We start from the raw sequence: 25,388 nt of genomic DNA, 5'->3' as shown, positions 1-25,388 counted from the left end.
GCACCAAAGATAATAAAATCTTTAATATGCCCCATCGTTTTATCTGGAAAACAATGCAATCTTTTCCGGATAATGTTAAATATCTTTCTTCATTATTAGTCGATTTTCGTTATCGATGCGTTGGTAGGATATTTCATTCATAATGCTTCGAATCAGGAAAATACCCAATCCCCCGATAGGACGTTCTTCAATAGGAAGTGTAATATCCACATCTTCCACTTGTGTGGGGTCGAAAGAAGCTCCTTTGTCCGTCAGAAGGAATATCAGTTGTTTTTCGGTAGCTGTTACTTTTAACAAAATGGCATGCTGCTCTTGTGGAGGATAGGCATACATGATGATATTGGCAACAGCTTCTTCTAGAGCCAGATTGATATTCATGGTTGTTTCTACGGACAGAGAAAGTTCTTCACCTACTTCTTCTATAAAATTGGCTAAAACAGTTATTTCGTTTAGATTGTTCGAGATTGTTATTTCTTTTTCCATAATGATGTATTAGTTAATGATTTTATATTCGGGTTCGTATTGAATGAGTAAGATAGTCAGGTCATCACTGGCTTCAGCTTCTTGCACATGGTCTGCGATGGAGGTGACAATGACATCGACGATAGTGCGCACATCCGAAGAGGCATTATCAGATAAAAGTTTCTGTAATTTTTCATCACCATAAAGCTCCTTCTCCGCATTCTCAGCTTCTGTAACTCCATCTGTATAAAGGAATAACTTGCTTCCTTTTTCTAAGGTAATTTCTGTGTCCGTATATGTAGAGCTATCAATGACTCCTACGAATATCTGAGTCGGAAACTCCAAGAATGATACGTGCTTGTCCGGATGTATGAGTATGGGAGGATTATGACCGGCATTGCAGATTTTCATTTTGCCTGTTGATAAGTCAAGAATTCCGACAATTAGTGTCACAAACATATTGGATTCGTTACTGTTAGAGATTGAGTTGTTCATCTCTGCGACGATTTTGGCCGGTGAATCTACTTGATGGGACAGGGTGCGGAATAGGCTACGGGTGATAGCCATGAATAGGGAAGCCGGCACGCCTTTTCCCGATACATCTCCTATCAGAAAGTAGAGTCGGTTGCCATCCATATAGAAGTCATAAAGGTCGCCTCCCACTTCTTTGGCGGGATGTAAGATAGCATGTAAGTCCACGTCGTTACGGTCGGGGTAAGGCGGGAAGATCTTGGGTATCATTCCCATCTGTATTTCTCTGGCTATGGAAAGCTCACTTTCGATCCGTTCTTTGTGGGCTGTCGTTTCTTTTAATTCACTTACGTAAGCAGACAGGGATTTTTGCATATAAGCCAGAGAATCGTGCAAATCCTTGATTTCATCCTTGGAATAGACCTGTGGTAAAGTTACATCAAATCTTCCGGTAGCAATTTCACGGGCCGATTGGGAGAACTGTTCCAATGGGCGTACCAGTCGTCGGATAATACTATATACAATTATGAACAGTATTAGTATGCCGATCAGGAAAGTATAAATGATTTTTCGGGAAGTGCTATCCAGCTCCTGAAGGATAATCCGGCTCGGACAGACTGTACATACAGACCATCCGGTCTCTGGGATAGCGGTATAGAAAGCATATGAATCCGTTCCTAAATTGTTGAACCGCATTGTTCCGGTTTGTCCTGCCAGCATATCGTGTCCAATTTGTTCCTGTGCCCGATTATCCGTTGCAAATGATTCAGCGAATACGGTTTCATTCAGAATCTTACTTCTGTCTTCATGAGTCAGGAAACTTCCGTTGCGGCTAAGTAAGTAGGTGTAGCTGGTAGGATAGGGCTTCATCAGACTTATGTTGTCGGTAAACTGTGAAAGGGATATGCTGGCGATAAAGATGGCGTACAATTCGCCTTGATTGTTATATAAAGGTTTGGAATAAGTACTCATAATGATGTTCCCTCCTCCGTCATCATAATAGGGCTCACTCCAATAATCCTGCTTCAGCATTTTGGGAATGAGATACCAGTCCATACATGGATAATCATAATTTGGGCTACCTAATATCTGATAGGTAATCTTATTACTGCTGAATGAGACATAGGGCATGAAATATTTCCCCTTTTCTTTATAATAATCCGGAATGAAAGCTATGCCGCTTCCTACAATGAGGGGATTATTTTTAATGATGGAAGTAATGATATAATGTAAGGAGTCCGGTTGATGTATGTTTTCCTCCAATATCCAGACGGACTGGTTGATGGTAGTCTCTACAGAACCCAATTGATTGGTGATTTCTGTTGCGATATTGCTTAATAGTCCATGGGTACGTTCAATGGCGTAATTCGTCACTTTCTCATGGCTGTATTTATAGAACAATCCCATGATTGTGGCAAAGACAATCAGCGTGAACGACAGTATGTAGATACTGAGCCGGGTTGCAAAAGAACGGGAGTATGTGTGTGTCATGTAATAGTGCGGTTATTTTACAAAGTTCTCATATTGAAGGGTATTTGTTTCTCCGGTATTCTCCGGCAATAAAATATCCATTGCCGTGTCGAATCCCTCACGGCTCAACCGATAGGGACGCCGGCCGTTTTTATCAGTTTGCAACCGTAGTATTTCATCCAGCATTTTACGCTGGTGATAGCGGTTGGTTCCTATATTGTAATGACGAACTTGTTCCATTACGATATCGAGCGCTTCTTCACGGTGCTCGTAAGCCCAGTTCCATCCGCGAATGCAGGCGCGGACTAACTTTTGCACGGTTTCCGGATGTTCCTGATAATACTTCTCGGTGACATAAAGCCCGTCCTCAGGCAGATTGTATCCATAATCGGCAAAACGCATTATATGTGTGGAGTCTATCTCCATCCCGCATTCCGTAAGTTGCGGGAATTCGTTATAACTTCCTACCATACAGATATCTACTGCATTTGAGAGAAAGAGATTGATACCATTGTTAAAGCGTATCCAGTTTACGTGAAGTAGATATTTGTTTGCAACCTGGTCTAGTAGTTCCTGGCTGAGATGATTCCATACGGCAATGTCTTTGTGTTGCAAGGATGAAATCCCTTTCAATGGTGAATGACTGACTAATATCAGGCTGTTTTCTTGTGATGTTTGCATGATATTCACAGTTCGGTTGCCTTTCTGATACGCTATCAAAGCTTGTGATAGGTTAGTGATAACCGCTTGTGGCGCATCTTCTTTAAGGTAGAGAAATGAGTTTTCGGAATGGGACGGGTGCTTGATATGTACATCGAGTCCTTCTTCTTTGTAGAAACCCATTTTTTCGGCTACATAATAACCTGCAAATTGTGCTTGAGCTGTCCACTTTGGTATCAAAGTTATGGACTGTGCGTTCGCTGTATCTGTCATCAGCCATACGGATAACAGGATACCAATAAGGATGTGGATGGCTCTCATACCTATGCGGTTAGCGTATGGTAAAAAGATTGGAACATCCTGTCATATCAAATATCTTGCGGATTTCGGGTTTCATTGCTTCCAGCACAAGTTGGCCATTGTGCTGTGTCACGCTTTTTTGTAATGTAATCATGCTTCGCAAACCGGAACTGCTGATGAATGACAGGGCTTCACAGTTGACAATGATATCGGGGTTTTCCATATTTAAGAGAGGTTGTATGATTGTGTTGAATGTATTTGAATTAGCTGTGTCGAGTCGCCCTTCGACAGTCAATATGGTCACTTCCTCTATTTTGCATATGTTTGTTTTTAAAGTGGCTTCCGGCTCGAAATTCATATCAATGTTTTTAGTCAGAATCAGCTCATTGTGATTATTAGTTGAATGATACTCTACTTTGTCCATGGTACGCCGGATTAAAAAGAGTCCCAGTCCTTGTGTCAGATGTTGGTCAAGTGATTGTGTGCTGGTGGTTGCTTCTTTTTCTGTCGGGTCGAATGAAATGCCGTCATCAATGATCCGGGTAGTCAGCATACCGGGAGCTACGGAAGTCCGTAATATGATTTCACTCTCTTTATTGGGCGGATAACCATAGCGGATGATATTGGTTACAGCTTCTTCGATAGCGAGGTTGATACTCATAGTGATACTTGCCGGCAAGTGCAATGACATTCCTAATTCTTCTATAAATTGGGCGATTCTTGTAACTTCATCTAGCTGATTGTCAATGATAATTTCTTTTTCCATGTTTTTTAAGTAGCGTGTCATAAGAATATTGTTTGATTGAATGCTCCAACAAAAGTACGGCTTTATTTAAGAATAGGAAATTAATCGGCTTGAAATATTCCCTGCGTTGAACGAAAATAGAAAGAATAGGATGTATTTAAACTGATTTAACATAAAAACAGAAAAACCCGGTGCAATTACTGCCCGGGTTTTCACTATTATTTGCTCTGGAAATGAGAAAGATTACTTTTCTAGATTTCCGATCTCATCCAGATTTTTCTGGATATCTTCATCCGTCAATGAATAGTTGACCAAATCACCTGCCAGATACTTGTCGTATGAAGCCATATCGATCAGTCCGTGTCCGGAAAGGTTGAACAGGATAACTTTCTCTTCTCCTGTTTCCTTACATTGGTTGGCTTCACGAATAGCAGCTGCAATGGCGTGGCAGGATTCGGGAGCCGGAATGATACCTTCTGCTTGTGCGAACAGGCAGCCGGCTTCGAATGATTCCAGCTGTTGGATATCTACCGCTTCCATCAATTTGTCTTTGAGCAATTGTGACACAATTACACCTGCGCCATGATAACGAAGACCACCGGCATGGATATGTGCCGGAGCGAAATTATGTCCTAATGTAAACATCGGAAGGAGCGGAGTATATCCGGCTTCGTCACCGAAGTCATATTGGAATTTACCACGTGTCAGTTTAGGGCATGAGGCGGGTTCGGCTGCCACAAAGCGGGTTTTCTTTCCTTCCAGTATGTTATGACGCATGAACGGGAAAGAGATACCGCCAAAGTTGGAACCTCCTCCGAAACATCCGATCACGACATCCGGGTATTCACCTGCCATCTCCATTTGTTTTTCGGCTTCCAGACCGATGATTGTCTGGTGAAGGGTGACGTGACTAAGTACCGACCCAAGCGTGTACTTACAGTTGGGAGTCATTTGTGCCAATTCGATAGCTTCGGAAATAGCTGTTCCTAATGAACCTTGATAGTTGGGGTGAGCGGTCAGAATATCTTTACCGGCACGGGTAGACATGGATGGAGAAGGAGTAACCTGTGCTCCAAACGTTTGCATGATGCTACGACGGTAGGGCTTTTGCTCATAACTGATCTTTACTTGATAAACGGCTGCTTCCAAACCGAATACTTTTGCCGCGTAAGAAAGAGCTGCTCCCCATTGTCCGGCGCCTGTTTCGGTAGTGATATTGGTTACGCCTTCCTGCTTGCAATAGTATGCCTGTGCCAATGCGGAATTCAATTTATGAGAACCGATGGGACTTACACTTTCGTTTTTGAAATAGATATGAGCCGGAGTACCGAGTGCTTTTTCCAATCCGTATGCACGGACTAACGGTGTGCTGCGGTAATATTTGTACATTTCGCGTACTTCCTCCGGTATTTCAATCCAAGCGTCGGTCTGATTCAATTCCTGGCGGCATAACTCTTCCGCAAAGATAGGATAGAGATCTTCTGCTTTCAGTGGTTGTTTAGTTTTCGGGTGCAACGGTGGCATTGGCTTGTTTACCATATCAGCCTGAATGTTGTACCAGTAATGTGGAATTTCTTCTTCCGGTAGGATATACCGTTTTCTTTTGTCACTCATAATATTGTGGTTTTTAATTATCTGCTGCCAAAAGTAGGCAAAATTTTTAATATTCAGATAAATTTGTCAACAAAGAATCGGTTTCGATTGTTATTTTAGTTAAGTTTGCACGACGTTATAAAAAATATGATATGAAGATTTATCATAAATTCCTGTTATATCAGAACAAACTGCTAAAACCTTATATACGAATTATACTGGGCTTAGTGGAGGCTTTAACTTATTTAGCGTCTCTTGCGCTAATTGTCGGAGTGATTTATGAACACGGCTTTCCGTTGTCGGTAGATGAAATTGCAAAAATACAAGTTCTGTATAAGGCTGTATGGATCATCTTTCTGATTGATGTAACGTTGCATATTTCGCTTGAATATAGGAGCACTAAAAAGCAATATCGGAAATTGGCCTGGATATTGAGCGGGTTGTTGTACCTGACTTTGATACCTGTCATTTTCCATCGTCCGGAGGAGGAAGGAGCTATCTTGCAGTTCTGGGAGTTCTTGGATGGCAAATTTTACCATTTGATATTATTGCTGGTCTTTTCTTTATTGAATCTGTCAAACGGATTGGTACGTCTGTTGGGGCGGCGTACCAACCCGTCTTTGATATTGGCAGTCAGTTTTCTGGCTATTATTCTTATTGGCACGGGATTATTGATGTTGCCAAAGTGTACGGTGAATGGCATTACTTGGGTCGATTCGCTGTTTACGGCTACGAGTGCGGTGTGTGTGACGGGGCTAGTACCGGTGGATGTATCGACTACATTTACGACAGGAGGGCTCGTTGTCATAATCTTGCTGATTCAAATCGGTGGTTTGGGAGTGATGACATTAACGAGTTTCTTTGCGATGTTCTTTATGGGAAATACCTCTCTTTATAATCAGTTGGTTGTCCGGGATATGGTCAGTTCCAATTCATTGGGTTCTTTGTTGTCTACCTTATTATATATATTGGGCTTTACATTGGTGATTGAAGGAATCGGCATGGTCTCTATCTGGTTCAGTATTCATGGTACGTTGGGGATGAATTTGGATGAGGAACTGGCTTTTGCTGCTTTTCATTCCATTTCGGCTTTCTGTAATGCCGGGTTCTCTACGCTTTCCGGCAATTTGGGGAATCCGATGGTGATGACCAATCATAACTGGTTGTTTGTCTCCGTTTCCTTTTTGATTATTCTGGGTGGGATCGGTTTCCCTATTTTGGTTAACTTCAAGGATATCGTTCTATATCATCTGCGTCATTTCTGGAGGTTTATCCGTACCCGTAAGTTAGAAAGGCACAAGGTGCATCATCTTTATAATTTGAATACGAAGATTGTGTTGATAATGACTTTTCTGCTTTTGGTAATCGGTACATTGGCGATTGCCGCTTTCGAATGGAATGCTTCGTTTGCGGGGATGCCTGTTGCGGATAAATGGACGCAGGCATTCTTTAATGCCACTTGTCCGCGAACCGCCGGTTTCAGCAGTGTCGATTTGGCCTCTCTGAGTGTACAGACGTTGTTGGTTTATCTGGTGTTGATGTGGATTGGAGGTGGGGCGCAGTCTACTGCCGGTGGTGTCAAAGTGAATGCCTTTGCGGTAGTCGTTCTCAATCTCGTAGCTGTGTTGCGCGGTACGGAGCGTGTCGAGGTGTTTGGTAGGGAGTTGTCTCATGATTCTATCCGGCGTTCCAATGCAACAGTGGTTATGTCATTGAGTGTACTATTTCTTTTTATTTTTATCTTGAGTATGCTCGAACCGCAAGCATCGTTGATGGCATTGACGTTCGAATGTGTTTCGGCGCTTAGCACGGTAGGCTCCAGCTTGAATCTGACTCCGAGTTTGTGTGATGCAAGCAAATTATTGGTAGCGTTATTGATGTTTATCGGTCGCGTGGGCTTGATAACATTAATGCTTGGAATTGTGAAACAGAAAAAGAATACAAAATACCGTTATCCGAGTGATAACATCATCATAAACTAAAGATATGAAGTATATTATTATTGGTTTAGGGAATTATGGTCATGTGTTGGCAGAAGAGTTGTCTGCATTGGGACATGAAATTATTGGTGCGGATATCAGCGAAAGCCGTGTGGACGCAATCAAAGATAAGGTGGCTACTGCTTTTGTAATTGACGCGACGGACGAACAGTCTTTGTCGGTACTTCCGCTGAATAGTGTGGATGTGGTGATTGTGGCGATTGGCGAAAACTTCGGTGCGTCTGTGCGGGTAGTGGCCCTGCTGAAACAGAAGAAAGTAGCCCGTATTTATGCCCGTGCAATTGACGGCGTGCATAAGGCGGTATTGGAGGCTTTCAACTTGGAGAAGATTCTGACTCCGGAAGAAGATGCTGCACGTAACTTGGTGCAATTACTTGACTTCGGGACAAATATGGAGGGCTTCCGTATTGACTCGGAATATTATGTAGTGAAGTTTACCGTACCGAAGAAGTTTGTGGGATATTTTGTGAATGAACTGAATCTGGATGGAGAGTTTCATTTAAAACTTATCGGGCTGAAACGTGCGGATAAAATAACCAATTGTTTGGGGATCTCCCTGACAGAGCTTCATATGAAAAACAATTTGCCGGAGGATGAGAAAGTAAATGAGGGGGACGAATTGGTTTGTTACGGTAAATACCGTGATTTCCAGGCTTTCTGGAAAGCTATCTGATAATTGCTTTATGTGAATATCGGCTATTGGAGTTCCGGTTTGCAATGATTAATAACCACAGGATGAAGTTGGACATTGCATTCTGTGGTTGTAAAGTTTAGTTGTACAATTAAACTTTGCGTAGTTTCCGGTTTGTGCTGGTCGAATACGAAATTCCCCAAACTGTAAAAGATTGGTTTGCCATCGTAATATTCCTCTTTTTGAATGATATGAGGATGGTGTCCGATGATTGCATCCGCTCCGGCGCGAATGAGCGAGTGTGCACCTTTTCTTTGGACAAGGGTAGGGAGGGGCTGATATTCTACTCCCCAATGAAGAATAACGACTATGTAACTTTGGGGATTCTGCCGTTTGAAGTTTGTGATTTCTTCTTTCAGTTCCTCTATCGGTTGCTGACAGATACCGGGACTGTTTTCCAGATATACCCAGTTTTCCAAAGGAAGTGCAACGGAGTTATAAAGTGCCACTTCTATCTTTCCTTTCTTAATAAGAACAGGTCGGCAACTTTGTGAGGAAATATCTCCGTAGCCTACCGGAGTAATTCCGGAGGATAAGAGATATTGATTGGTGTCTGTCAATCCGTTTCGTCCTTGATCTATTGTATGATTATTTGCCATAGCAGCGTGAGTAATACCGGCTTGGGATAGAGCTGTTGCCCATATTGGTTCAGCGCGGAAGATATATTTCTTGTGCAGTGGTGAACGAACGGAGGTAATAGGGCACTCTAGATTGATAACTGTTGCATCTACGGAGTGGAACAGTGGTGTGACTGATTCAAATAAGTGTTCGACACCTTTTTTCCGGATTTGTTGACGTACTCCCCTGTCCAAAAGGACGTCTCCTGTGAAAGCGATAGACAGACATTCTTCTGAAGGCTGTTGACAGGCAGCCAGCATTAGGAATATGATTCCAATGCCAGCTGTGATTCGGCTTATCTGATAAAAGTTCATTAACAACCGGAACTATAAAAAACTCTTTCATCTACATGAGGCTCCTTCTCTATCAGGATACTCTTCATCCACTCCGGTACGGCGGGTGCTTTCTTTTCTTCCAGCATTTTTTGCCATTCTTCATCGGTAAGCCTTGTGCCTAGTGGCTGGACAAACTCGTAATAGCTGAAGGTCGCCCCGCGAGTCAAGTAGAGGTTGCCTTCTATTTCTACTACGACATAAACATTGTTGGCATTTCCTGTCGCTACATGTAGTATTCCATTCTTGTTACAACCCCTTATATTGCGGGTATAAATATCGGCTACTATGGCTATCGACTTGTCCGGACCTTGTACTAATGACCAATCATCCAGATGCAAATCTGGGTCAACCACAGATAAAGTGAAATACTCAATACTGCTACCCATATATTCCAGTGTCCGGTATTCCGGTTCTGTCAGTTTCTCTCCTCTCAGTTCTTTTTCTGTTACTTGAATAAGGAAGGTGACGTAGTCATTCAATTGATCGGTTTTTCCTTTCAGGTCATCGGTCATACAATCGTTCTGTTGCAGGATTAATCGGGTGGCTTGGAGAATGTTCTCCATTTTCCTCCAGAAAGGTAGATTAGGTTCTACATATCCTACAACGATTGGATCGGGAGGTCCGGCACCTCCACATTCAGCAGCCATCGGCTGTTCTCCATAAAGTATGGCATCGTGTTTTAACTCTGCCCAAGAAGCCAAAGCAGTATTCAGATTCTTGTATCCCCATTCAGGGGTTTGCATGAATCCCGGATTATTTTTGTCCGTTTGTTGCATGGTGAGCAAACTCTTCATCCATAGTTCGTAGACAGAGAGTTGTGTGGATTTACTTGTTTTGAATTTATCCTTTAGTTGTTGTAATTCTTTGGAATATTCGCTCCAGTTATTAGGCTCTTTATAAAAGTCAATCAACAAACTTTCAGCAGTACCTGTGCCAAAGGCCGCGAATACATCCAAACCTTTCGGGTAGGCTCGTTGACTATTGGGATTGACATCAACTAACTTTTGAATTACTTCATTGTCAGATAGATACCGTTGTGGCATAAAATTTATTTTATCCCGGCAAGTGACTTCTATCTGAGGCTTTATGTTGTTTTTATGTTTTGCCAATTCAATAAGAGTCTGATTTACTTTCTCTATTTGTCCGGCTGTCAGTGCGTCTTCAATATGTATGGCATTATTCTTTTCCAAAATTCGGGCGATATCAAAGATGGATAGGTTGTCAGCTTCCCCCATTAGGAATGTGAGTGGGGTATAGATATGTTGATATAACTTTATCAGTGGTGTCTGGTCTATACTTTTGTAAGTACAAAGTACGGCAGCTTGAAAAATGGAACGTTTCAATTGTTCCTGTTGCTCCCTGCAAAAGCAGGCAGTTTGCAGCCACATCATTGCTTTGAAATATGCTTGTAATTGCGGTTCTCGCGTGTAATGTCCACGAGGCTTGAAAAGGCTATACGGGAAATATGCATCTTTGTATGAAAGAAAGTCAGAAAAGTTATCTTCCTGTTTATTAATGTGCTCTATTTCTTCCTGATATTCTGTTTCATATTTGGAGGGAACGGTAAGCGTCTTATTGGTCAGCAGATAATAAGGGATGGCATAGAAGGTTGCTGCGTGTTCAGCCATATCTTTCAGGGATTCGTCCTCCGTTTGTTCGGCCAGCTTGATGCAGGTTGCATTGAAAGAACGGCATAGCATTTCGAGTGTAGGAATGATATGTTGCTTTTCCAGACTCTTTAGGATATAAGAGAAATACATGTGGAATGCTTGCAGATACAGGTCGGTAGTAATAAAATTAGGTACTTGGCGGTAGTCGTTTTCTTCGTAGGCATGAAAGAGTTGCAGGTTATTTCCTTTTGTGATGACAAAGTTGTTCTGTTGTAGTTTCTCCAATATTTCTTTGTCTATATCCTTAAATTGGAACAAGTTGACGATGTTATTTGTATTTCCCAGGTAATAGGAATCCCGTTGTATGAATTGATGTTGGCGTAGTTCTGTCATACGTGCATCAATACGGTCGACAAAGACTTTTTCTTCAGGTGTCAGGTTGACCTCTTCATAGCTTTCTGCAAACTTACCTTTTCCTTCTTCTGTGTCCCAATATATATCATTGACTAAGTTGTTGTACCATTTGGTATTGGCTGAGAAAAAAGCATTGATATCCGCTTCCATAAAATGATAGCCATGTATGGCATACGGATAACTGCGTAATAACCGTAGTTCCTGAAAAGAAAGATGGCTGATATCCTGCTTTAAATCAATGGACTGAGGTAGTACCGTATCAGTCAACAGCGAGGAAACGGGATTGGTAATTGTGTCTGTTTGTGCAGATACAGCGGGCATGATTTGGTTGTTTTTATTTTTATTCTTATTCTTGCATCCGCAGAGAATGAACAATAGTATACAGGTGAATAATAATAGTCGTTTCATGTTTATTTCCATTCAATTAATTACGTTATATAGTATGATGATAGTAGCTAATGTTTGAGGATATGTATGGCTTCCTGTTTTTTTACCTCCCGTTTTAAGTATCGCTTGAAATCCAGACCAAATCCTCTCCAGATGTATTCTGCGACTAGAAAATTCCCACTGCGTTCCCGTTCTAGAGTCCGTATCCGTGTGGGAGTCTCTTCACGGATTATTCTGAAGTTTTCCAATGGTTGTGCTACCCTTGACCCTAACCAAAGCGGACGGATATAAGTTTCATCTGCAATCCGGTAGATAAATAACCGTTTGTCCGGTTTGGGATCAAATCTTGTCGGTTTGATAACTCCGACAATGATTTCGGGAACTCCGTTTCCTGTAATATCTCCATAATCAAATTGATAGACAGGGTAGGGCAATTCCCAGGTGGAATGACTGGGACGATCCGTGTCCAGCTGGATAACATAAAGTGAGTCGGACTCTTTATTCAGAGACACTTCCATGTGTTTCTGAGCAACCTTCCATTCAAACCTGTTATTGTCGTGGCATGAACAGAATATAGGCATAAGACCTGTTAAGAGGAGGAAAGAAGTCCTATATGACATATCCGTAATTTTTTCTGATGCAAAGATAAATATTAACTTGCATTTATAAGCTCCTTTTCTTGCAAAAGAAAAGGTCTTGCCTGTATTTATATATAAAAGCCACCGGACGACTTTCGATAGAAGTGCAATCCGGTGGCAGATTAAGATATTGTTTGTTCTTGAAATGTGTTATTTCGTTTGGATACGAATATTTCCAGCTTTCACTCCACTTGCTTTCGCTGTGAGTACGATTTCTCCGGCTGTTTCACCGGATTGTACTATGGCTGTCAGCATTCCGTTGAAGGCATGCATTTTCGGAAGATGGAACTGCTCCAGATTTGTCGGGTCGCCATTAGCAGCGGCACGATACTTGCCTGCCCCTTTTACGGAGAAATTTATCTGTCGGCTGTCAGCGGGACATAGATTTCCGTCCTTATCTACCACTTTGACGGTGATATAGGCTAAGTCTTTTCCGTCTGCTGTCAGTTCGTTGCGGTTGCTCACCAGTTCGATGTGATGAGGCTTTCCGGCAGTGCGGACAATTTTTTCAGCTACTGCTTTCCCATCTTTATTGTAGGCCACTACTTTTATTTCGCCCGGTTCATATACAGCATCCATCCACATTAGGCGGTAACGGTTTTTAAGCGAGCTGTTGTTTTTACTTTGTTTGCCGTAACTTTTACCGTTAATAAACAGTTCGGCTGTAGGATGGTTGGTGTATACAAATACGGGAGTAACCTTCCCTTCACGTCCCGGCCATGTCCAGTGCGGCAGGATATGTAGTGTTTCCGCATTTTTGTTCCATACACTGCGATAAAGATAGTAACGGTCTTTAGGGATACTGGCAAGGTCGATGATGCCGAACATTGAACTGTGATTAGGCCATGCGTTTGTATCGTATGGCGATGGTTCACCCAGATAATCAAATCCTGTCCATACGAATTGTCCGATTGTCCAATGGTTGTCGTCAGCTAGCGCAAAGTCTTCGTCCGGAATATTTGACCAGGAGCAGGCTTCCACATCGTATGAAGAGCATTGGTGGTCGTCGTAAGTGGCACTTTTTTTATCTTCCACAGGGAATTTGTATACTCCGCGTGAGCTGACGGTAGAAGCAGTCTCACTTCCTAAAATCAGATTTTGTGGGAGTTGGTCGTATGCCTCTTTATAGCGATGAGCCCGATAGTTAAGTCCCGGAATGTCGATCATAGCGGCAAATCCGTTGGCAAGCACGCAAGTCACTTGGTCCATTCCGCAGGTAACGGGACGGGTAGGGTCTTCACGATGGCAAATATCTTGCAGGAACTTGGCTACTTTATAACCGACAGGACTGCATTGGGTCGGTACTTCATTTCCGATACTCCACATTACTACACACGGATTGTTCCGGTAATTATGAAGCATATTCACCATATCACGTTCTGCCCATTCATTGAAATAACGGTGATAACCGTTTTCACATTTGGCGATATCCCATTCATCAAATGGTTCAATCATCATCATAAATCCCATTTCGTCACATAAAGCTACAAGTTCGGGAGTCGGCATATTGTGAGAGGTACGGATGGCGTCACATCCCATATCTTTTAATAGTGTAAGCTGATGCCGGAGAGCGGCTACATTAATAGCAGCACCCAACGGACCTAAATCATGGTGATTGCATACTCCTTGAAACTTACGATGCTTTCCGTTCAGGTAGAATCCTTTGTCGGCAATATATTCAATGCTACGGATACCGAAACGTGTAGTGTAAGTATCTACCAGCTTGTTGTCTGCGTAAATCCTGGAAACGGCTTTGTAGAGTGACGGATTCTCCGGTGACCAAAGTTCAGGCGCATTTACAATAAAATTCTGTTCGAATGGCTGTCCATGATTGATGCGGCTTGTATTTTCTTTGCGGGTAACGACTTTTCCATCAGGAGAAAGAATCTCCGTTTCGATACGGAGTTGTGTTTTCTCGCCTGCATTCTCAATTTTCGTTTGAAGGCGTATGGATGCAAAGTCCTTGTCGACATGAGGCGTTGTGATTTGTGTTCCCCATACGGGTACATGAATTTTGTCTGTTACAATCAGATGTACATTACGGTATAAACCAGCTCCCGGATACCAGCGTGAAGATTGTGGACGGTTTTCCAAACGTACGGCGAGTGTATTCTTTTTTCCATCTTTGTTGAGGAAAGGGGTTACATTGCAGTGGAAGGAGTTGTATCCGAAAGGCCAGAAACAAGCTTCCTTTCCGTTTACATAGACACGTGCCTCGCTCATAGCCCCATCAAAAAGAAGTGTTACTTCTTTGTCGTCAGGAGCGTCAAAACTTGTTCGATACCAGCCTGTGCCTACGTATGGCAGTCCGCCGGTGCGTCCGGTTTTCAAGGACGCTTTTTTCTCGAAGTTCTGTGTGACTGCTACATTTTGTAGGTCATTGTTTACATCAAACGGACCGAAGATTGCCCAATCATGTGGAATAACAACCGATTCCCATTGGGTATCATTAAACTCCGGCTGGCTGGCTTCTTTGAAATCTCCTTTACTGAATTTCCATTCCTTTTCGAGTAGTGTCTCACTGCGTTGTGCTTGCAATGTGCAGGCAACGCCCATCAAAAGTACAGTTAATAACTGTTTGGGATGTTTCATGTTCATTTTTGCTTTTCAGGTATACTATTAGTTGGATTTATTAAATGTCAATGTCCGGCATTACATTCACATAGTAATGCCGGTGTAAAGGTATAAAAACTAATCAATAAATTTATCGCTTGAAGGCATTAAATGAACTGGTAGGTTTTCCGTCGTCATCGAACATACCTTTGTGATATCCCTTCCAACCGCCATAGCATTGAGGTTCCCAAGCGAATACTCCGGGACATATATCAGTACCTAGTAATTTAGCTTTAGTAATGAAGTCTGTATAAAATGCTTCGGCGTTTTCATTGTTCCATGTCATGCCTATTTCACACATCATAACGGGTGTGTTGAATTCTTCATAGAGTTTTTGCATATTTGCGATACAATCTGTGTTCATTTTACGCCAATCTGCTGCAACAAAATTGGTATCTTCTTCATTGTCAGGATCCATTTGAGGATAAAGAGACATTCCGATGATATCCCATTTGGCTTGATTAGCTTGTAGATCTCCGAATACTTTCTGGAATTGTCCAATTTCATTTCCACGGTCTATATGTACGATGACTTTAGCCTGCGGATAAACTTCTTTTACTGCATTATAACCTGCTGTTACGAACTTGGCAAAATTTACGGTTCCATTTTCTTCCTTTATATTGCCTTCATCGAACAACATTCCGTATCGAGTTTCGTTGCCCACTTGTACCCATTCTACATCTATACCTTTTTCTTTCAGAGCGTTGAGTACATCTTTGGTATGATTGGCGATATCCTCCTGCAATTGTTCTACCGAGTGGTCTTTCCATGCTTGAGGTTTGTATTGTTTACCGGGATCTGCCCAAGCATCACTGTAATGGAAATCTATCATGAGACGATAACCTAAATTATGTGCCCGCCACGCTTTGAGTACGACATCTTCTTTGTTACACCAACCGTATACGTTATCTTTTTCTGTCGGATTTGCCGGGTTGACCCAAACGCGCAAGCGGATAGCATTCATACCTAAGTCACGTAGCAATGACATACATTCTTGTTCTTGACCTTTAGCATTGTAGAATTTATAGCCGGAACTTTCCATCTCTGTGAGCCAACTGACGTCTGCTCCCCGAACAAAGCCGGACATATCGTAAACTGTTTCTGTTTTCTCCGGAAAAGTGGGAGTGTCGTTATCATCGCTGCAAGCGGTGAAGAAGGTTCCGTACAGTAGTGCGGAAGCCGTAAGTAGTATATATTTTAATCGTTTCATAAACTTCTGTAGATTATTGTTTAACCATAGTAAATTTTAAGGAACTGATGTCAAGGGTGATATCAAATGTACCCGTTTCGGTAGGAATGATACTTCCGTTTCCGCTACTGCTTGTTAAGTAGAGGGATTCTGCCGTTCCTTGTAATGTCCAGTTCCAATCCTTATTTAATAGAAAATAGAATCCGTAGTTATTGCCTAAATCATTGATGGTAATGGTTGCTTTCCATGTTTTAGTGGCTTCATCATAGGTCATCAAGTCTTGTCCGAAATTCCAATTGTTGAATTCACCACAAACATTGATTTGAGTTATTTCTGTTGCACTCCATGTCATGTCTATCAGACTGGCTTTGACAATGAAACTACTACAATTCCCTTGGTGGAACCAGAAACCTCCTTCTCCATCTGTGAGTTTATAATCATCACTAGAATCATAGCCATACCATATTTGGGATATCTGGTCTACTATTTTGAAAGTATCCCATCCAATTGTCATTTGATAAATTCCTTGATAACTTCCACTAAGTTCTCCTTCATCTGTGTATATTGCATTTAGAGTGGCTAACCAACCTTTTTCGTCCAGTTCTCCTACACCTTGCATTTCTAGATATGTAGGATAAGTAGGTTCGTCATTTCCGCCTTCCGTCACACTGACCGTCCATGCTTCCGGATTATTCAAGTCAATAACTAACGTGCATTCACCTGTCATCGGTACATTCACTGTGATGTTTCCTGCTGTTACATTTTCACCTGTGCTGAATGTCAGTTGTCCTGCTGTTCCGCCAAAAGCGAACGAGGTATTTTGAGCTTTGCTGTCGTCAATTCTATTATCTGATCCGCTAACACTCGTATTATCATAGAACTTACCTGTTCCTTTGATTTGAATGGTAACATCTGTTCCTGCTGTACCTGTAAATACACCTTTCCACTGATTATCGGCACGCTTATATTCCATCGTGATACCGTCAATTCCGTTTACTTCCAGTTGAGGTATTAGTAAGGCATTCCATTGCCTCTTGACTGTATTGACATTGACAAAATAACATCCAGATTGTCCTGGAAACCACATATCCCATGTACCGTCAGCTGCATCCGTTGTCAGTAAAAACGGAGTGCCTATACCACCGGACTGAGCTGTGTGCCAAGTTGTTCCATCGGCTTCTTGTACATAAATACCCTCATAAGCTACAGCTCCGAAAAATCCTAGATACTGACCATCTGCATTGGCTGAGTAGAAATCTTTGCCGGAGTCAGCTACCGTTTCTTTGTTGATGATGTCGGCATAGTGCATATCAATCGGATAAGGAGTTACCATCACTTTTACTGTGTTACTGTATACAGGAGTAATGTTACTTCCGTTACTTCCTGCCAATCGGAAATAAAGTGGAGCAGCCTCTTCGGCTGTCGCATTTAGTTTATAAGCGATGATATTTAATGCAGAAACTGTATAACTTTTAGAAAGCCCGCTTTCTGTTGATTCAATGATTGTTCCGGAAAAATCTTCCGACCGTGATATTTGTATGGTAGTCTGTACTCGGGTAGTCGCTTGATAGTTTGCATCGCTTATTTGCAAAGTCTGGTCTGTCCAAGCAAGTGACAAGGCATATAGCTTGGCACTTGCTTCTGTCAGTACGACTGCATCGGCCGAAGCGATTAATGCGCTTTCTTCAGGACTGGAGAGGAAGAACTTGTCTCCGTCTTTTTCGCATGCTCCCGATAGCAGGAGAACGAAAAGTAAAGTGAGTAGGTTATTTATTTTTTTCATATCGTTGATACGTATAAGCGTGATTAATAGTTTTCATTGTATAAATTCGGATTGGCAGTCAACTCTGTTGTTGGTATTGGGTAAATGTTATATCTATCGTTTACTCCTGTACCTTCTTTGACTCCACCTTTCCATTGCCATTTGTAATCGTTTGAGGTGAACAGACTGTAACGTATCAGGTCCGTGCGTCGGTATCCTTCCCAGTATAATTCGCGGGCGCGTTCGTCTAGGATGAAAGATAAGGTAACTTCATCTTCTGTCTTATTGTTACTATTATCACCGTATGCCCGTTGTTGTAGGTCATTGATATATCCTACTACAGTAGTAGCGTCAATTCCCGTTCCGCCTCTTTTGAAAGCTTCCGCTATCATCAGATAAACATCCGCCAAGCGGAATAAGGGATAGTCTGTATTTACTCCGCCATCAGCTGTATTGGAGGCCGTTTCTTTCGAGTCGGTCAGGTTCGTCCACTTTTCTACAAAGTATCCATTCGTCTGGTCGTCTATAATCTCTACGTCCTGACTTTGTCCGGTGGTGAAAAACATATATCGTTTATCAGTATTTTCATATCCTGTGAATAATTCAGGAATATTGCCTCGTACCCGGAACATTCCCCAACCACTCTTTACACCATAATCCTCCGGTTTCTGTAATTCGGATGTATTACTTACTGCTCCGCAAACGATATAAGTAGAAGACCCCCATGATACGGTATTCGTTGCATCCACCGGAAGGGTGAAGATTATTTCATTGGTACGGAGATGGTTGTCTGCATTGAATAATTTCGCATAATCGCTTTCCAATGAATACCCTTGTGCTATCACATTCTTGCAGGCTGTAATACACTTCGTATACATTTCCTGATTGTCGGTGTTGGTATAAACCTTCGCATTCAGATACAGTTTTGCCTGCAACGTATATGCCGCTCCTAATGTTGCCCGACCGTACATATCACTTCCGTTAGCAGACAAACAATTATTCGTATCACTTGTATTTGTGATTGCATTCAGTTCGCTTTCGATGTAATTGAAAATCTGCGCTCCTGTATAGCGGGGAGGTAGATAACCGACCAAAGGATCATTTTCCGTTACGAACGGAACATTGCGGAAGAGGTCGAGTGCGTGATAATAGAACAAAGCACGCATGAAGCGGGCTTCCGCACGGTAAGTACGTATTTGCTTTTGGTCGTCGGCGGAGAAAGAGCCGATCTTATCATCCGTTGCGTTGCGTAGGAATTCGTTACATAAAGCGATGTTGTAGTAGATACGATAATACATATCCGATACCCAAGGGTCGTTGGCGTCCCAACTTAAATAAGTCAGTCCCGTTACATTGTCACCGGATAGCCAAGTAGATGCTACTTCGTCCGTACCGCATTCCTGCAAATTGAAATAGCAACGCATATAATCCTGACCACTGTTACTACTCAAATCTTCGTTACCATTTTTTTCCTGACCGGTAGTTACCATGGAAGTATATATTTTCCCCAAGACAGACTTATAGTTTTCCGCACTGGTGTAAATGGACGACGAAGTTTCGTCTACGTGTGGATATTGATCCAAGTCGCCTATACAGGAAGTGAACAGCAACGTGCTGCAAAAGTAAAAGGCTATATAAAGTATCTTTTTCATGATTGGATGTTTTTGATAATTAGAAGTTAAGACCGATATTTAGGGAGAATGTACGCGGACGGGGGTAGAATGAGTTATCCACTCCGTTGGGAACTTCCGGATCCACACCACTGTATTTGGTGATGCAGAATACATTCTGAACCATTGCACTGACATTCAGGCTACATCCTTTATAAATTTCTCCGAAGTTGTACCCCAATGACAGGTTATCCATCTTTAAGAAAGAAGCATTCTCTACATAATAATCGGATAGATACTGACGTGATTTAAATCCGGTTTCCAGATAACTTCTGGAAAGATTATTCAATTGATAAGAGTTATAGCTGACCGTCTCCCAAGCTCCGGCATTCATTGCCATGGCATTGTAAACGTAGTTGCCGATATTGGCACGCAGACTGGTGCTTAACGTCCATTTCTTATAACGCAGTGAAGTACTGAAACCGAGAATGTAATCCGGTGCCGGAGAATGATAGCGATATAAATCATTGGTGTTGATTTCCCCGTTTCCGTCGAGGTCTACGTATGCGCCTTCTACCGGTTTGCCTGTCTTTTCGTCATATAGCTGATGGTAAACGTAAAACATATAAGGTGCGTATCCTTCACTTAATACTTGCAATTGATAGCTGTCGATGTACGGCCCTACGGAAGTGTTGGTAGCTTGAGTACCGGCTGCGAGTGAAAGGTTTTTCACTTTCATCTTTTGCCAAGTCATGTTGAAACTCAAATCCCAATTCCAGTCTTTTGTTTGTATCGGAGTAGCGTTGATACTGAACTCAATACCTTCGCTGTCTACATTGCCTACGTTTGTGGTGATATTGCGGTCGAAAGTAGTACCTGCTGCAGCCGGTACGGTTGCAATCAAATCTTTGGTCTGGCGGGTATAATAGTCAAAGCTACCGGTGATGCGGTCTTGCAGAAAACCGAAATCGAATCCGGCATTCCATGAAGTAGTCGTTTCCCACTTCAGGTCGGGTACGTAAGCCTCCGGGCGATACGTGTGGATCGGGCTACCTCCAATCAGAGAGGATGCACCGCTTTGGCTGATATTGTAGACAGGTAGATAATTGTAATTACCGATACCGTCCTGCTGCCCTGTCACGCCGTAGCTTGCACGGAGTTTCAATGTACTTAATATCTTGTTATCTTTCAGGAAAGACTCTTCCGTCATTCTCCATCCGAGAGCTACTGAAGGGAAAGTACCCCAGCGTACATTTTTTGCGAAACGCGAAGTGGCATCCCGGCGTACGGTTGTCGTCAACATATAACGTGAGTCGAACGAATAGTTCAGACGACCGTAATAAGATAACAGCACATGACGGTCATCGGTAGCTTTGGATGTTTTTTGAATTTCTCCGAGTGTATTTGTCTCATAGTAGAGCGGGGTAGTGGATTTCCAATATTGATAGTCGTAACCGGCTGTTACATCAAAACTACTCTTGATGGATTCTACCAGTTTATTGTAGTTGGCATATAAGGTAAGCAAACGGTTTACCTTTTTCTGCGGTCCGTAAGTATAGTCCAAACCGGAAGTTGTATAGTTTTGTGCCGCCTCAGCCGGGACATATACACTTCCTTTACCTTGTGCATAGTCATAACCCAATGTAGCGTGCAACTTCAGATCGGGGAAGAAATGTAACCGGTAGTCTGCATCGATATTTCCGATGAAACGTTTCACCGTACTGTGGGAATCATTCATTTTGAGAAGTCCGACCGGATTCATGACCGCTCCGTTCACGGGAGCTCCGGTGTTATCGATAGCTTCCGTATATCCGCCGAAAGTGTCTGCTCCTGAATATACGGGAATGGTAGGATTCATGGTTGCTGCTGCCCAGATAGCTCCGGTATTGGCGAATGTATTTTTGTTGATAGACCCTTTGGCATTGATATTCAGTTTCAAGTGGTCTTTGAAGAAAGACGGATTTAGCGTGATGCTTCCCGTATAACGTTCCGCATTGTCCGTGCGTAATAACCCGCTTTGGTTGTAATAACCAACGGATGCACGGAACGGCAGGTTTTTGGTTATCTTTCCGGCAACGCTCAGATTATTGTCCGTACCGAATGCGTTTTGATAGATTTCGTCATTCCAATCTGTATGTGCGGTGCCGAGTAATGCCTGTTGCGCATCGGTACCTTTGCTTTGGATGGTATTTACGAATTCGTCATAGCTCATCATATCCGCCAGTTTGGTACGTGTCTGTACGGAGTTAGTCGTGCTGAAAGTAAACTTCAGTTTGTCCGAACTTCCTTTCTTGGTAGTGATCAAGATAACCCCGTTGGATGCGCGCGAACCATAGATAGCTGTGGAGGATGCGTCTTTCAGAATGGTCATGCTCTCAATATCGTTCGGGTTGATGAGGCTAAGGAAATTGCCGTCGTTACCACTGATACCTCCCTGTTCCAAAGGAACACCGTCCAATACAATCAAAGGGTCGTTGCTGGCATTCAGTGAAGCACCGCCACGAACACGGATTGTACTTCCCGAAGTAGGAGAACCACTGTTGGACATGATTTGCACACCGGATATTTTACCGTTTATCAGTTGTTCGGGAGAGCTGACCAATCCCATATTGAAGTCTTTGCTGCTGACGTTTGTAACCGACCCGGTAAGGTCGCTTTTACGTTGCGTACCGTATCCGATGACAACGACATCGCTCAAGACTTGTGAGTCGCTTTTCATCTGAACGTTCAGTGTAGCGCCGCTTGTTGGGATAGCTACAATCTTAGTTTCGTATCCGACGTAAGAAAATTGAAGTTCTTTATTGCCTTGCGGCACATTCAGCGTATAATTACCGTCGAAGTCGGTAACCGTTCCGGTAGAGGTACCTACAATGAGAATACTTACTCCAATCATAGGTTCTTTGTTTTCATCAATCACTTGTCCGGTGATTCGTTTGCCTCCTTGCTGTGCGAAGACCGAAATCGTGCCTCCTAAAAGGGCTGTACACAACATGAGTAGTACAGTCAGATGGCGTAGATTTAAGATGTTACTGTTCATAATTACTGTGTTATTGATAATAGATTTGTTATTATATTTACTTTTAGATTAGGTTCTGGACCGAGTATAGAATTACTTTATTTATTCCAGCCAGATTTCCCCTAGCTCGATGATGGATTCTGTCTTGTCTTTTCCTAATAGAGACAATTCCAGTTTCTCTGCCTTCTCCATTTGGAAAGGTATGTCTGTTTCCGGATGGAAATATTGTTTCAGAAAAGTCGGATAAGCTATCGGAAGTAATGCCGTGTCCGCTTGATGCAACTTTTTCAAAGGGATACGTATGATTCCTTCCGGTGAAGGGGTACTGCAAATTGTTTTGTATGTATATCCATCTGAAGTGATGAATCCTGCATAGAATCCTTCAGGAAGATTCTTATGGCGGTTGACACGGATGCAAAGAGTGGTGCAACTCTTTAATTTTCCTTTTCTTTCTTTTAGCACGTCTTGAATGGATTTGCGCAGGAAGTGATGTGTTTTCTCTCCTTTGGATGTGAAGGCGAAACGGAGTAATGGCTTTTCAATCGGAGAAAAATCGATTAAGGTACGTTTCAGGTCGTTCCATTCGGGAAGCGTATAGGCTTTTATGCCACTATGTGTGTCTGTCACGCTCAATAATTGTATTGGACTGTCGGGAGCGACAATACGGGTAGTCCAATATGAATCGGCAATGTAATCCCAATCCAACGGATTTCCTTTTATTCCAAAAGAAAATCCCTTTACGGAATTTCCGGCAGGATAAGTACGGGTACTGTCGCCCCGACAGACAATAATGTTATACTTAAAACAACCTTCTTGTAGTTCTGCGGCAGGAATTGTAGCTTGATAGCTATAGCCGCTTATACGTTTCATCTTGATAGATGGATTATGATCATTCCAGAAAGACACTTTGTCTGTGTAGATAATCACAGAGTCCGGAGAAGTGTTTCCAACCACTTGTGCAAGAATTGTCAAATCTCTGCCTGCTTCGGTGACTTGTGCAGGATTGTGGATGACTTTGTAATCTGTTGTATGCGGGGAAGGGGCTGCAAACTCTCCGAGACGAATGGAATTCCATCGGGAATCTGTTGTCCAATTCTGCTTCGGTGTGCAGTTCTTGCGTTTCAACAAGTAAACACCCGGTTGAAGATTACGGATAACTCCGTCTTTTACAGTCTCTTCTTTCCGTTGGTTTTCTTTATTGAGTGCGGTAAGAGTGAATGATTCTCCTAAATCGGGAATTTGAAGAGCCATATCCCAACAACCATAGATAATGCTGACTACCTCTTTGGCAAGTGACGGTTTGGCAAACGGGTCGCTGACTGTCACTGCATCCGGCATTACTTCCAGCCTCCATACTCCTGCTTCCAGACAGTCAATAAAATATGCACCGGTTCCTTCGTAATGTACGACGGGAGAACTGCCGCAACCGGCAATGGACATAAGCTGTGAAGCATTTCGGGGAAGGCTGTGGGTATTGTTGGAATAATAGTATTTCCTTCCATTATTCAGCTCGCTTAAATCCTCCGTATAGCTGACACGGAATCCGTCACCAAACAGTGTATCTTGAGGATAACTACCGTATGATTCTCCTCTTCTCAGATTGCGTGCCGCTTCGGCGGCAATTTTTATGCTGATTGCTTTGTGTGGTGTATAGGCAAGATTCAGAAAATGAGTCTGGTATTCCGTATTGGCGTATGCAATGTCCATCGGGTCGTATGCGAACTGCGTAACCCATTGAAATCCTGCCATGCGGAAAGTACGTGCCATAGCCGGATACATATAGGAATACATAATATCTGCCGGGTCGAATTCGTAAATCAGGCGTGCCTTCTTGTGAAATCCTTTCACCTTATCGGCAAAAGAAATATCATAGCGGTCTATATAGGGAAGAAAATTTCCTTGTTGCGTTTGTCCGGATACCAGTCCGATAGGATACCATTGATAAGTAGTGCCTTGAATGGCAGTCTCATAGTATGCTTCTACCACATATTCGTTGTGGCTTACATTATAGAAGACAGGTTTACGGTTCCCGGTTCTATGAATCGCTTCCAACATTCGGTTGATATATGCCTTTACCTCTTCCTTCGTACCGGAGTGGCAAGGTTCGTTATTGATTTCAAATCCCACTATGGAAGGATCGTCCTTATAGGCTATTCCGGTATAAGGATTGATATGTTTCACTAGGTTGTGGAGATAGGTCTCTTGTGCGGTAATGGCTTCCGGGTGAGAGTGCACGTCGCATTTATCATATTTATAAGAGAAACCACCGGTCTGAATGTTCCGTTCCGGGTAACCGTTTCCGAAATTGGTTTGGGCGGTAATAACAATATGAATGTTCCGTTCCTTGAGTTTGGCAATCAGATAGTCCATCAGGTCGAGATGCTCGTTTTCAAGGAGATTTCCTTGCTCGTCTGTGAGTTCGACATCCCAGAGGTGGATACGGTAAGCGTTCAATCCCAAACGGGTGATATGATATACGTCTTTATCTATAGCAGCTTTACGATCAAGTCCCAGATAACCTAAGGCACGATAGGCATGGGCAAAGGGGAGTGTGTAGTTCACACCGAAGAAAGAGGCTTCCTGGCGGGTGTCACTCCAACGCATCACTCCGTTTCCGTCTATATATATAAAAGGTGTAGAAGATGATTTCCCTTGTATATTGACAAAGGCGAATAATAAACAAATGGAGGTAAGAATAAATAGTCTTTTCATGCTATCAAATTTATCGGTTCATTGATAGCGACAAAGGTAAATTATTGGTAAATCAGGTAAAAGCACAGATTGGACATATAAGGATAAAAATA

General features: G+C 42.6%; 16 protein-coding genes. 2 read left to right on the top strand and 14 right to left on the bottom strand.

The features are described from left to right. Positions 1 to 75 precede the first annotated feature (75 nt). The 5 genes from ACNOGP_RS18965 to ACNOGP_RS18945 form a co-directional block, all read right to left on the bottom strand. Positions 76 to 483: an ATP-binding protein gene (locus ACNOGP_RS18965; RefSeq protein WP_195475430.1), complete on the bottom strand. Its 408-nt coding sequence runs from the start codon at positions 481 to 483 to the stop codon at positions 76 to 78. A gap of 9 nt (positions 484 to 492) precedes the next feature. Beyond that, complete coding sequence (locus tag ACNOGP_RS18960) at positions 493 to 2,424, bottom strand: SpoIIE family protein phosphatase (RefSeq protein ID WP_418213505.1); 1,932 nt, start codon at positions 2,422 to 2,424, stop codon at positions 493 to 495. A gap of 12 nt (positions 2,425 to 2,436) precedes the next feature. Then, entirely contained in the window at positions 2,437 to 3,384 is a 948-nt protein-coding gene (locus ACNOGP_RS18955; RefSeq protein WP_418213504.1) for an ABC transporter substrate-binding protein, read from the bottom strand. A 10-nt stretch (positions 3,385 to 3,394) separates the two neighbouring features. Beyond that, positions 3,395 to 4,129 carry an anti-sigma factor antagonist gene (locus tag ACNOGP_RS18950; RefSeq protein WP_229092467.1) on the bottom strand — a complete coding sequence of 245 codons (735 nt, stop codon included), beginning with the start codon at positions 4,127 to 4,129 and terminating at the stop codon, positions 3,395 to 3,397. 222 nt (positions 4,130 to 4,351) lie between these two features. Beyond that, entirely contained in the window at positions 4,352 to 5,722 is a 1,371-nt protein-coding gene (locus tag ACNOGP_RS18945; RefSeq protein WP_143868573.1) for a TrpB-like pyridoxal phosphate-dependent enzyme, read from the bottom strand. 131 nt (positions 5,723 to 5,853) lie between these two features. Here ACNOGP_RS18945 and ACNOGP_RS18940 point away from each other — a divergent pair, with 131 nt between their 5' ends. Both ACNOGP_RS18940 and ACNOGP_RS18935 read left to right on the top strand, forming a co-directional pair. Next, a complete protein-coding gene (locus ACNOGP_RS18940; protein ID WP_195475433.1) occupies positions 5,854 to 7,683 on the top strand; it encodes a TrkH family potassium uptake protein in 1,830 nt (609 codons plus the stop codon). A gap of 4 nt (positions 7,684 to 7,687) precedes the next feature. Next, complete coding sequence (locus tag ACNOGP_RS18935; RefSeq protein ID WP_418213503.1) at positions 7,688 to 8,374, top strand: potassium channel family protein; 687 nt, start codon at positions 7,688 to 7,690, stop codon at positions 8,372 to 8,374. Positions 8,375 to 8,397: 23 nt separating this feature from the next. On the opposite strand, the gene ACNOGP_RS18930 is transcribed toward ACNOGP_RS18935, so the two are convergent. The 9 genes from ACNOGP_RS18930 to ACNOGP_RS18890 all read right to left on the bottom strand — a co-directional run bounded on the left by ACNOGP_RS18930 (position 8,398) and on the right by ACNOGP_RS18890 (position 25,296). Then, positions 8,398 to 9,324: a CapA family protein gene (locus ACNOGP_RS18930; protein ID WP_418213502.1), complete on the bottom strand. Its 927-nt coding sequence runs from the start codon at positions 9,322 to 9,324 to the stop codon at positions 8,398 to 8,400. Further along, complete coding sequence (locus ACNOGP_RS18925) at positions 9,324 to 11,777, bottom strand: DUF3160 domain-containing protein (protein WP_418213501.1); 2,454 nt, start codon at positions 11,775 to 11,777, stop codon at positions 9,324 to 9,326. Before ACNOGP_RS18925 ends, ACNOGP_RS18930 begins: the two co-directional genes overlap by 1 nt. 47 nt (positions 11,778 to 11,824) lie before the next feature. Next, entirely contained in the window at positions 11,825 to 12,274 is a 450-nt protein-coding gene (locus tag ACNOGP_RS18920; protein ID WP_418214780.1) for a nuclear receptor-binding factor 2, read from the bottom strand. 270 nt (positions 12,275 to 12,544) lie between these two features. Then, positions 12,545 to 14,992 (bottom strand): beta-galactosidase GalB, encoded by a 2,448-nt coding sequence (gene galB / locus ACNOGP_RS18915; protein WP_418213500.1) that lies wholly within the window; start codon positions 14,990 to 14,992, stop codon positions 12,545 to 12,547. 106 nt (positions 14,993 to 15,098) lie between these two features. Further along, positions 15,099 to 16,217 (bottom strand): glycoside hydrolase family 53 protein, encoded by a 1,119-nt coding sequence (locus tag ACNOGP_RS18910; RefSeq protein WP_418213499.1) that lies wholly within the window; start codon positions 16,215 to 16,217, stop codon positions 15,099 to 15,101. Positions 16,218 to 16,230: 13 nt separating this feature from the next. Further along, a complete protein-coding gene (locus ACNOGP_RS18905; protein ID WP_418213498.1) occupies positions 16,231 to 17,979 on the bottom strand; it encodes a DUF5114 domain-containing protein in 1,749 nt (582 codons plus the stop codon). 23 nt (positions 17,980 to 18,002) lie between these two features. Continuing rightward, complete coding sequence (locus tag ACNOGP_RS18900; RefSeq protein WP_418213497.1) at positions 18,003 to 19,610, bottom strand: RagB/SusD family nutrient uptake outer membrane protein; 1,608 nt, start codon at positions 19,608 to 19,610, stop codon at positions 18,003 to 18,005. A 19-nt stretch (positions 19,611 to 19,629) separates the two neighbouring features. Then, positions 19,630 to 22,605 carry a SusC/RagA family TonB-linked outer membrane protein gene (locus ACNOGP_RS18895; protein WP_418213496.1) on the bottom strand — a complete coding sequence of 992 codons (2,976 nt, stop codon included), beginning with the start codon at positions 22,603 to 22,605 and terminating at the stop codon, positions 19,630 to 19,632. An 81-nt stretch (positions 22,606 to 22,686) separates the two neighbouring features. Continuing rightward, positions 22,687 to 25,296 (bottom strand): hypothetical protein, encoded by a 2,610-nt coding sequence (locus ACNOGP_RS18890; RefSeq protein ID WP_418213495.1) that lies wholly within the window; start codon positions 25,294 to 25,296, stop codon positions 22,687 to 22,689. Positions 25,297 to 25,388 lie beyond the last annotated feature (92 nt).

The organism is Bacteroides difficilis (assembly GCF_048319815.1).
Classification (GTDB): Bacteria; Bacteroidota; Bacteroidia; order Bacteroidales; family Bacteroidaceae; genus Bacteroides; species Bacteroides zhangwenhongii.
Note: the sequence above shows the minus strand (reverse complement) of the source record. Positions and strands in the feature narration are given on the sequence as shown.

Coding starts and splice junctions, on each gene's coding strand:
- ACNOGP_RS18920 (WP_418214780.1), bottom strand. CDS start 12,274: ATGGAAGTGTCTCTGAATAAAGAGTCCGACTCACTTTATGTTATCCAG.
- ACNOGP_RS18910 (WP_418213499.1), bottom strand. CDS start 16,217: ATGAAACGATTAAAATATATACTACTTACGGCTTCCGCACTACTGTAC.
- ACNOGP_RS18945 (WP_143868573.1), bottom strand. CDS start 5,722: ATGAGTGACAAAAGAAAACGGTATATCCTACCGGAAGAAGAAATTCCA.
- ACNOGP_RS18960 (WP_418213505.1), bottom strand. CDS start 2,424: ATGACACACACATACTCCCGTTCTTTTGCAACCCGGCTCAGTATCTAC.
- ACNOGP_RS18940 (WP_195475433.1), top strand. CDS start 5,854: ATGAAGATTTATCATAAATTCCTGTTATATCAGAACAAACTGCTAAAA.
- ACNOGP_RS18925 (WP_418213501.1), bottom strand. CDS start 11,777: ATGAAACGACTATTATTATTCACCTGTATACTATTGTTCATTCTCTGC.
- ACNOGP_RS18905 (WP_418213498.1), bottom strand. CDS start 17,979: ATGAAAAAAATAAATAACCTACTCACTTTACTTTTCGTTCTCCTGCTA.
- ACNOGP_RS18955 (WP_418213504.1), bottom strand. CDS start 3,384: ATGAGAGCCATCCACATCCTTATTGGTATCCTGTTATCCGTATGGCTG.
- ACNOGP_RS18900 (WP_418213497.1), bottom strand. CDS start 19,610: ATGAAAAAGATACTTTATATAGCCTTTTACTTTTGCAGCACGTTGCTG.
- galB (WP_418213500.1), bottom strand. CDS start 14,992: ATGAACATGAAACATCCCAAACAGTTATTAACTGTACTTTTGATGGGC.
- ACNOGP_RS18965 (WP_195475430.1), bottom strand. CDS start 483: ATGGAAAAAGAAATAACAATCTCGAACAATCTAAACGAAATAACTGTT.
- ACNOGP_RS18935 (WP_418213503.1), top strand. CDS start 7,688: ATGAAGTATATTATTATTGGTTTAGGGAATTATGGTCATGTGTTGGCA.
- ACNOGP_RS18950 (WP_229092467.1), bottom strand. CDS start 4,129: ATGGAAAAAGAAATTATCATTGACAATCAGCTAGATGAAGTTACAAGA.
- ACNOGP_RS18895 (WP_418213496.1), bottom strand. CDS start 22,605: ATGAACAGTAACATCTTAAATCTACGCCATCTGACTGTACTACTCATG.
- ACNOGP_RS18930 (WP_418213502.1), bottom strand. CDS start 9,324: ATGAACTTTTATCAGATAAGCCGAATCACAGCTGGCATTGGAATCATA.
- ACNOGP_RS18890 (WP_418213495.1), bottom strand. CDS start 25,296: ATGAAAAGACTATTTATTCTTACCTCCATTTGTTTATTATTCGCCTTT.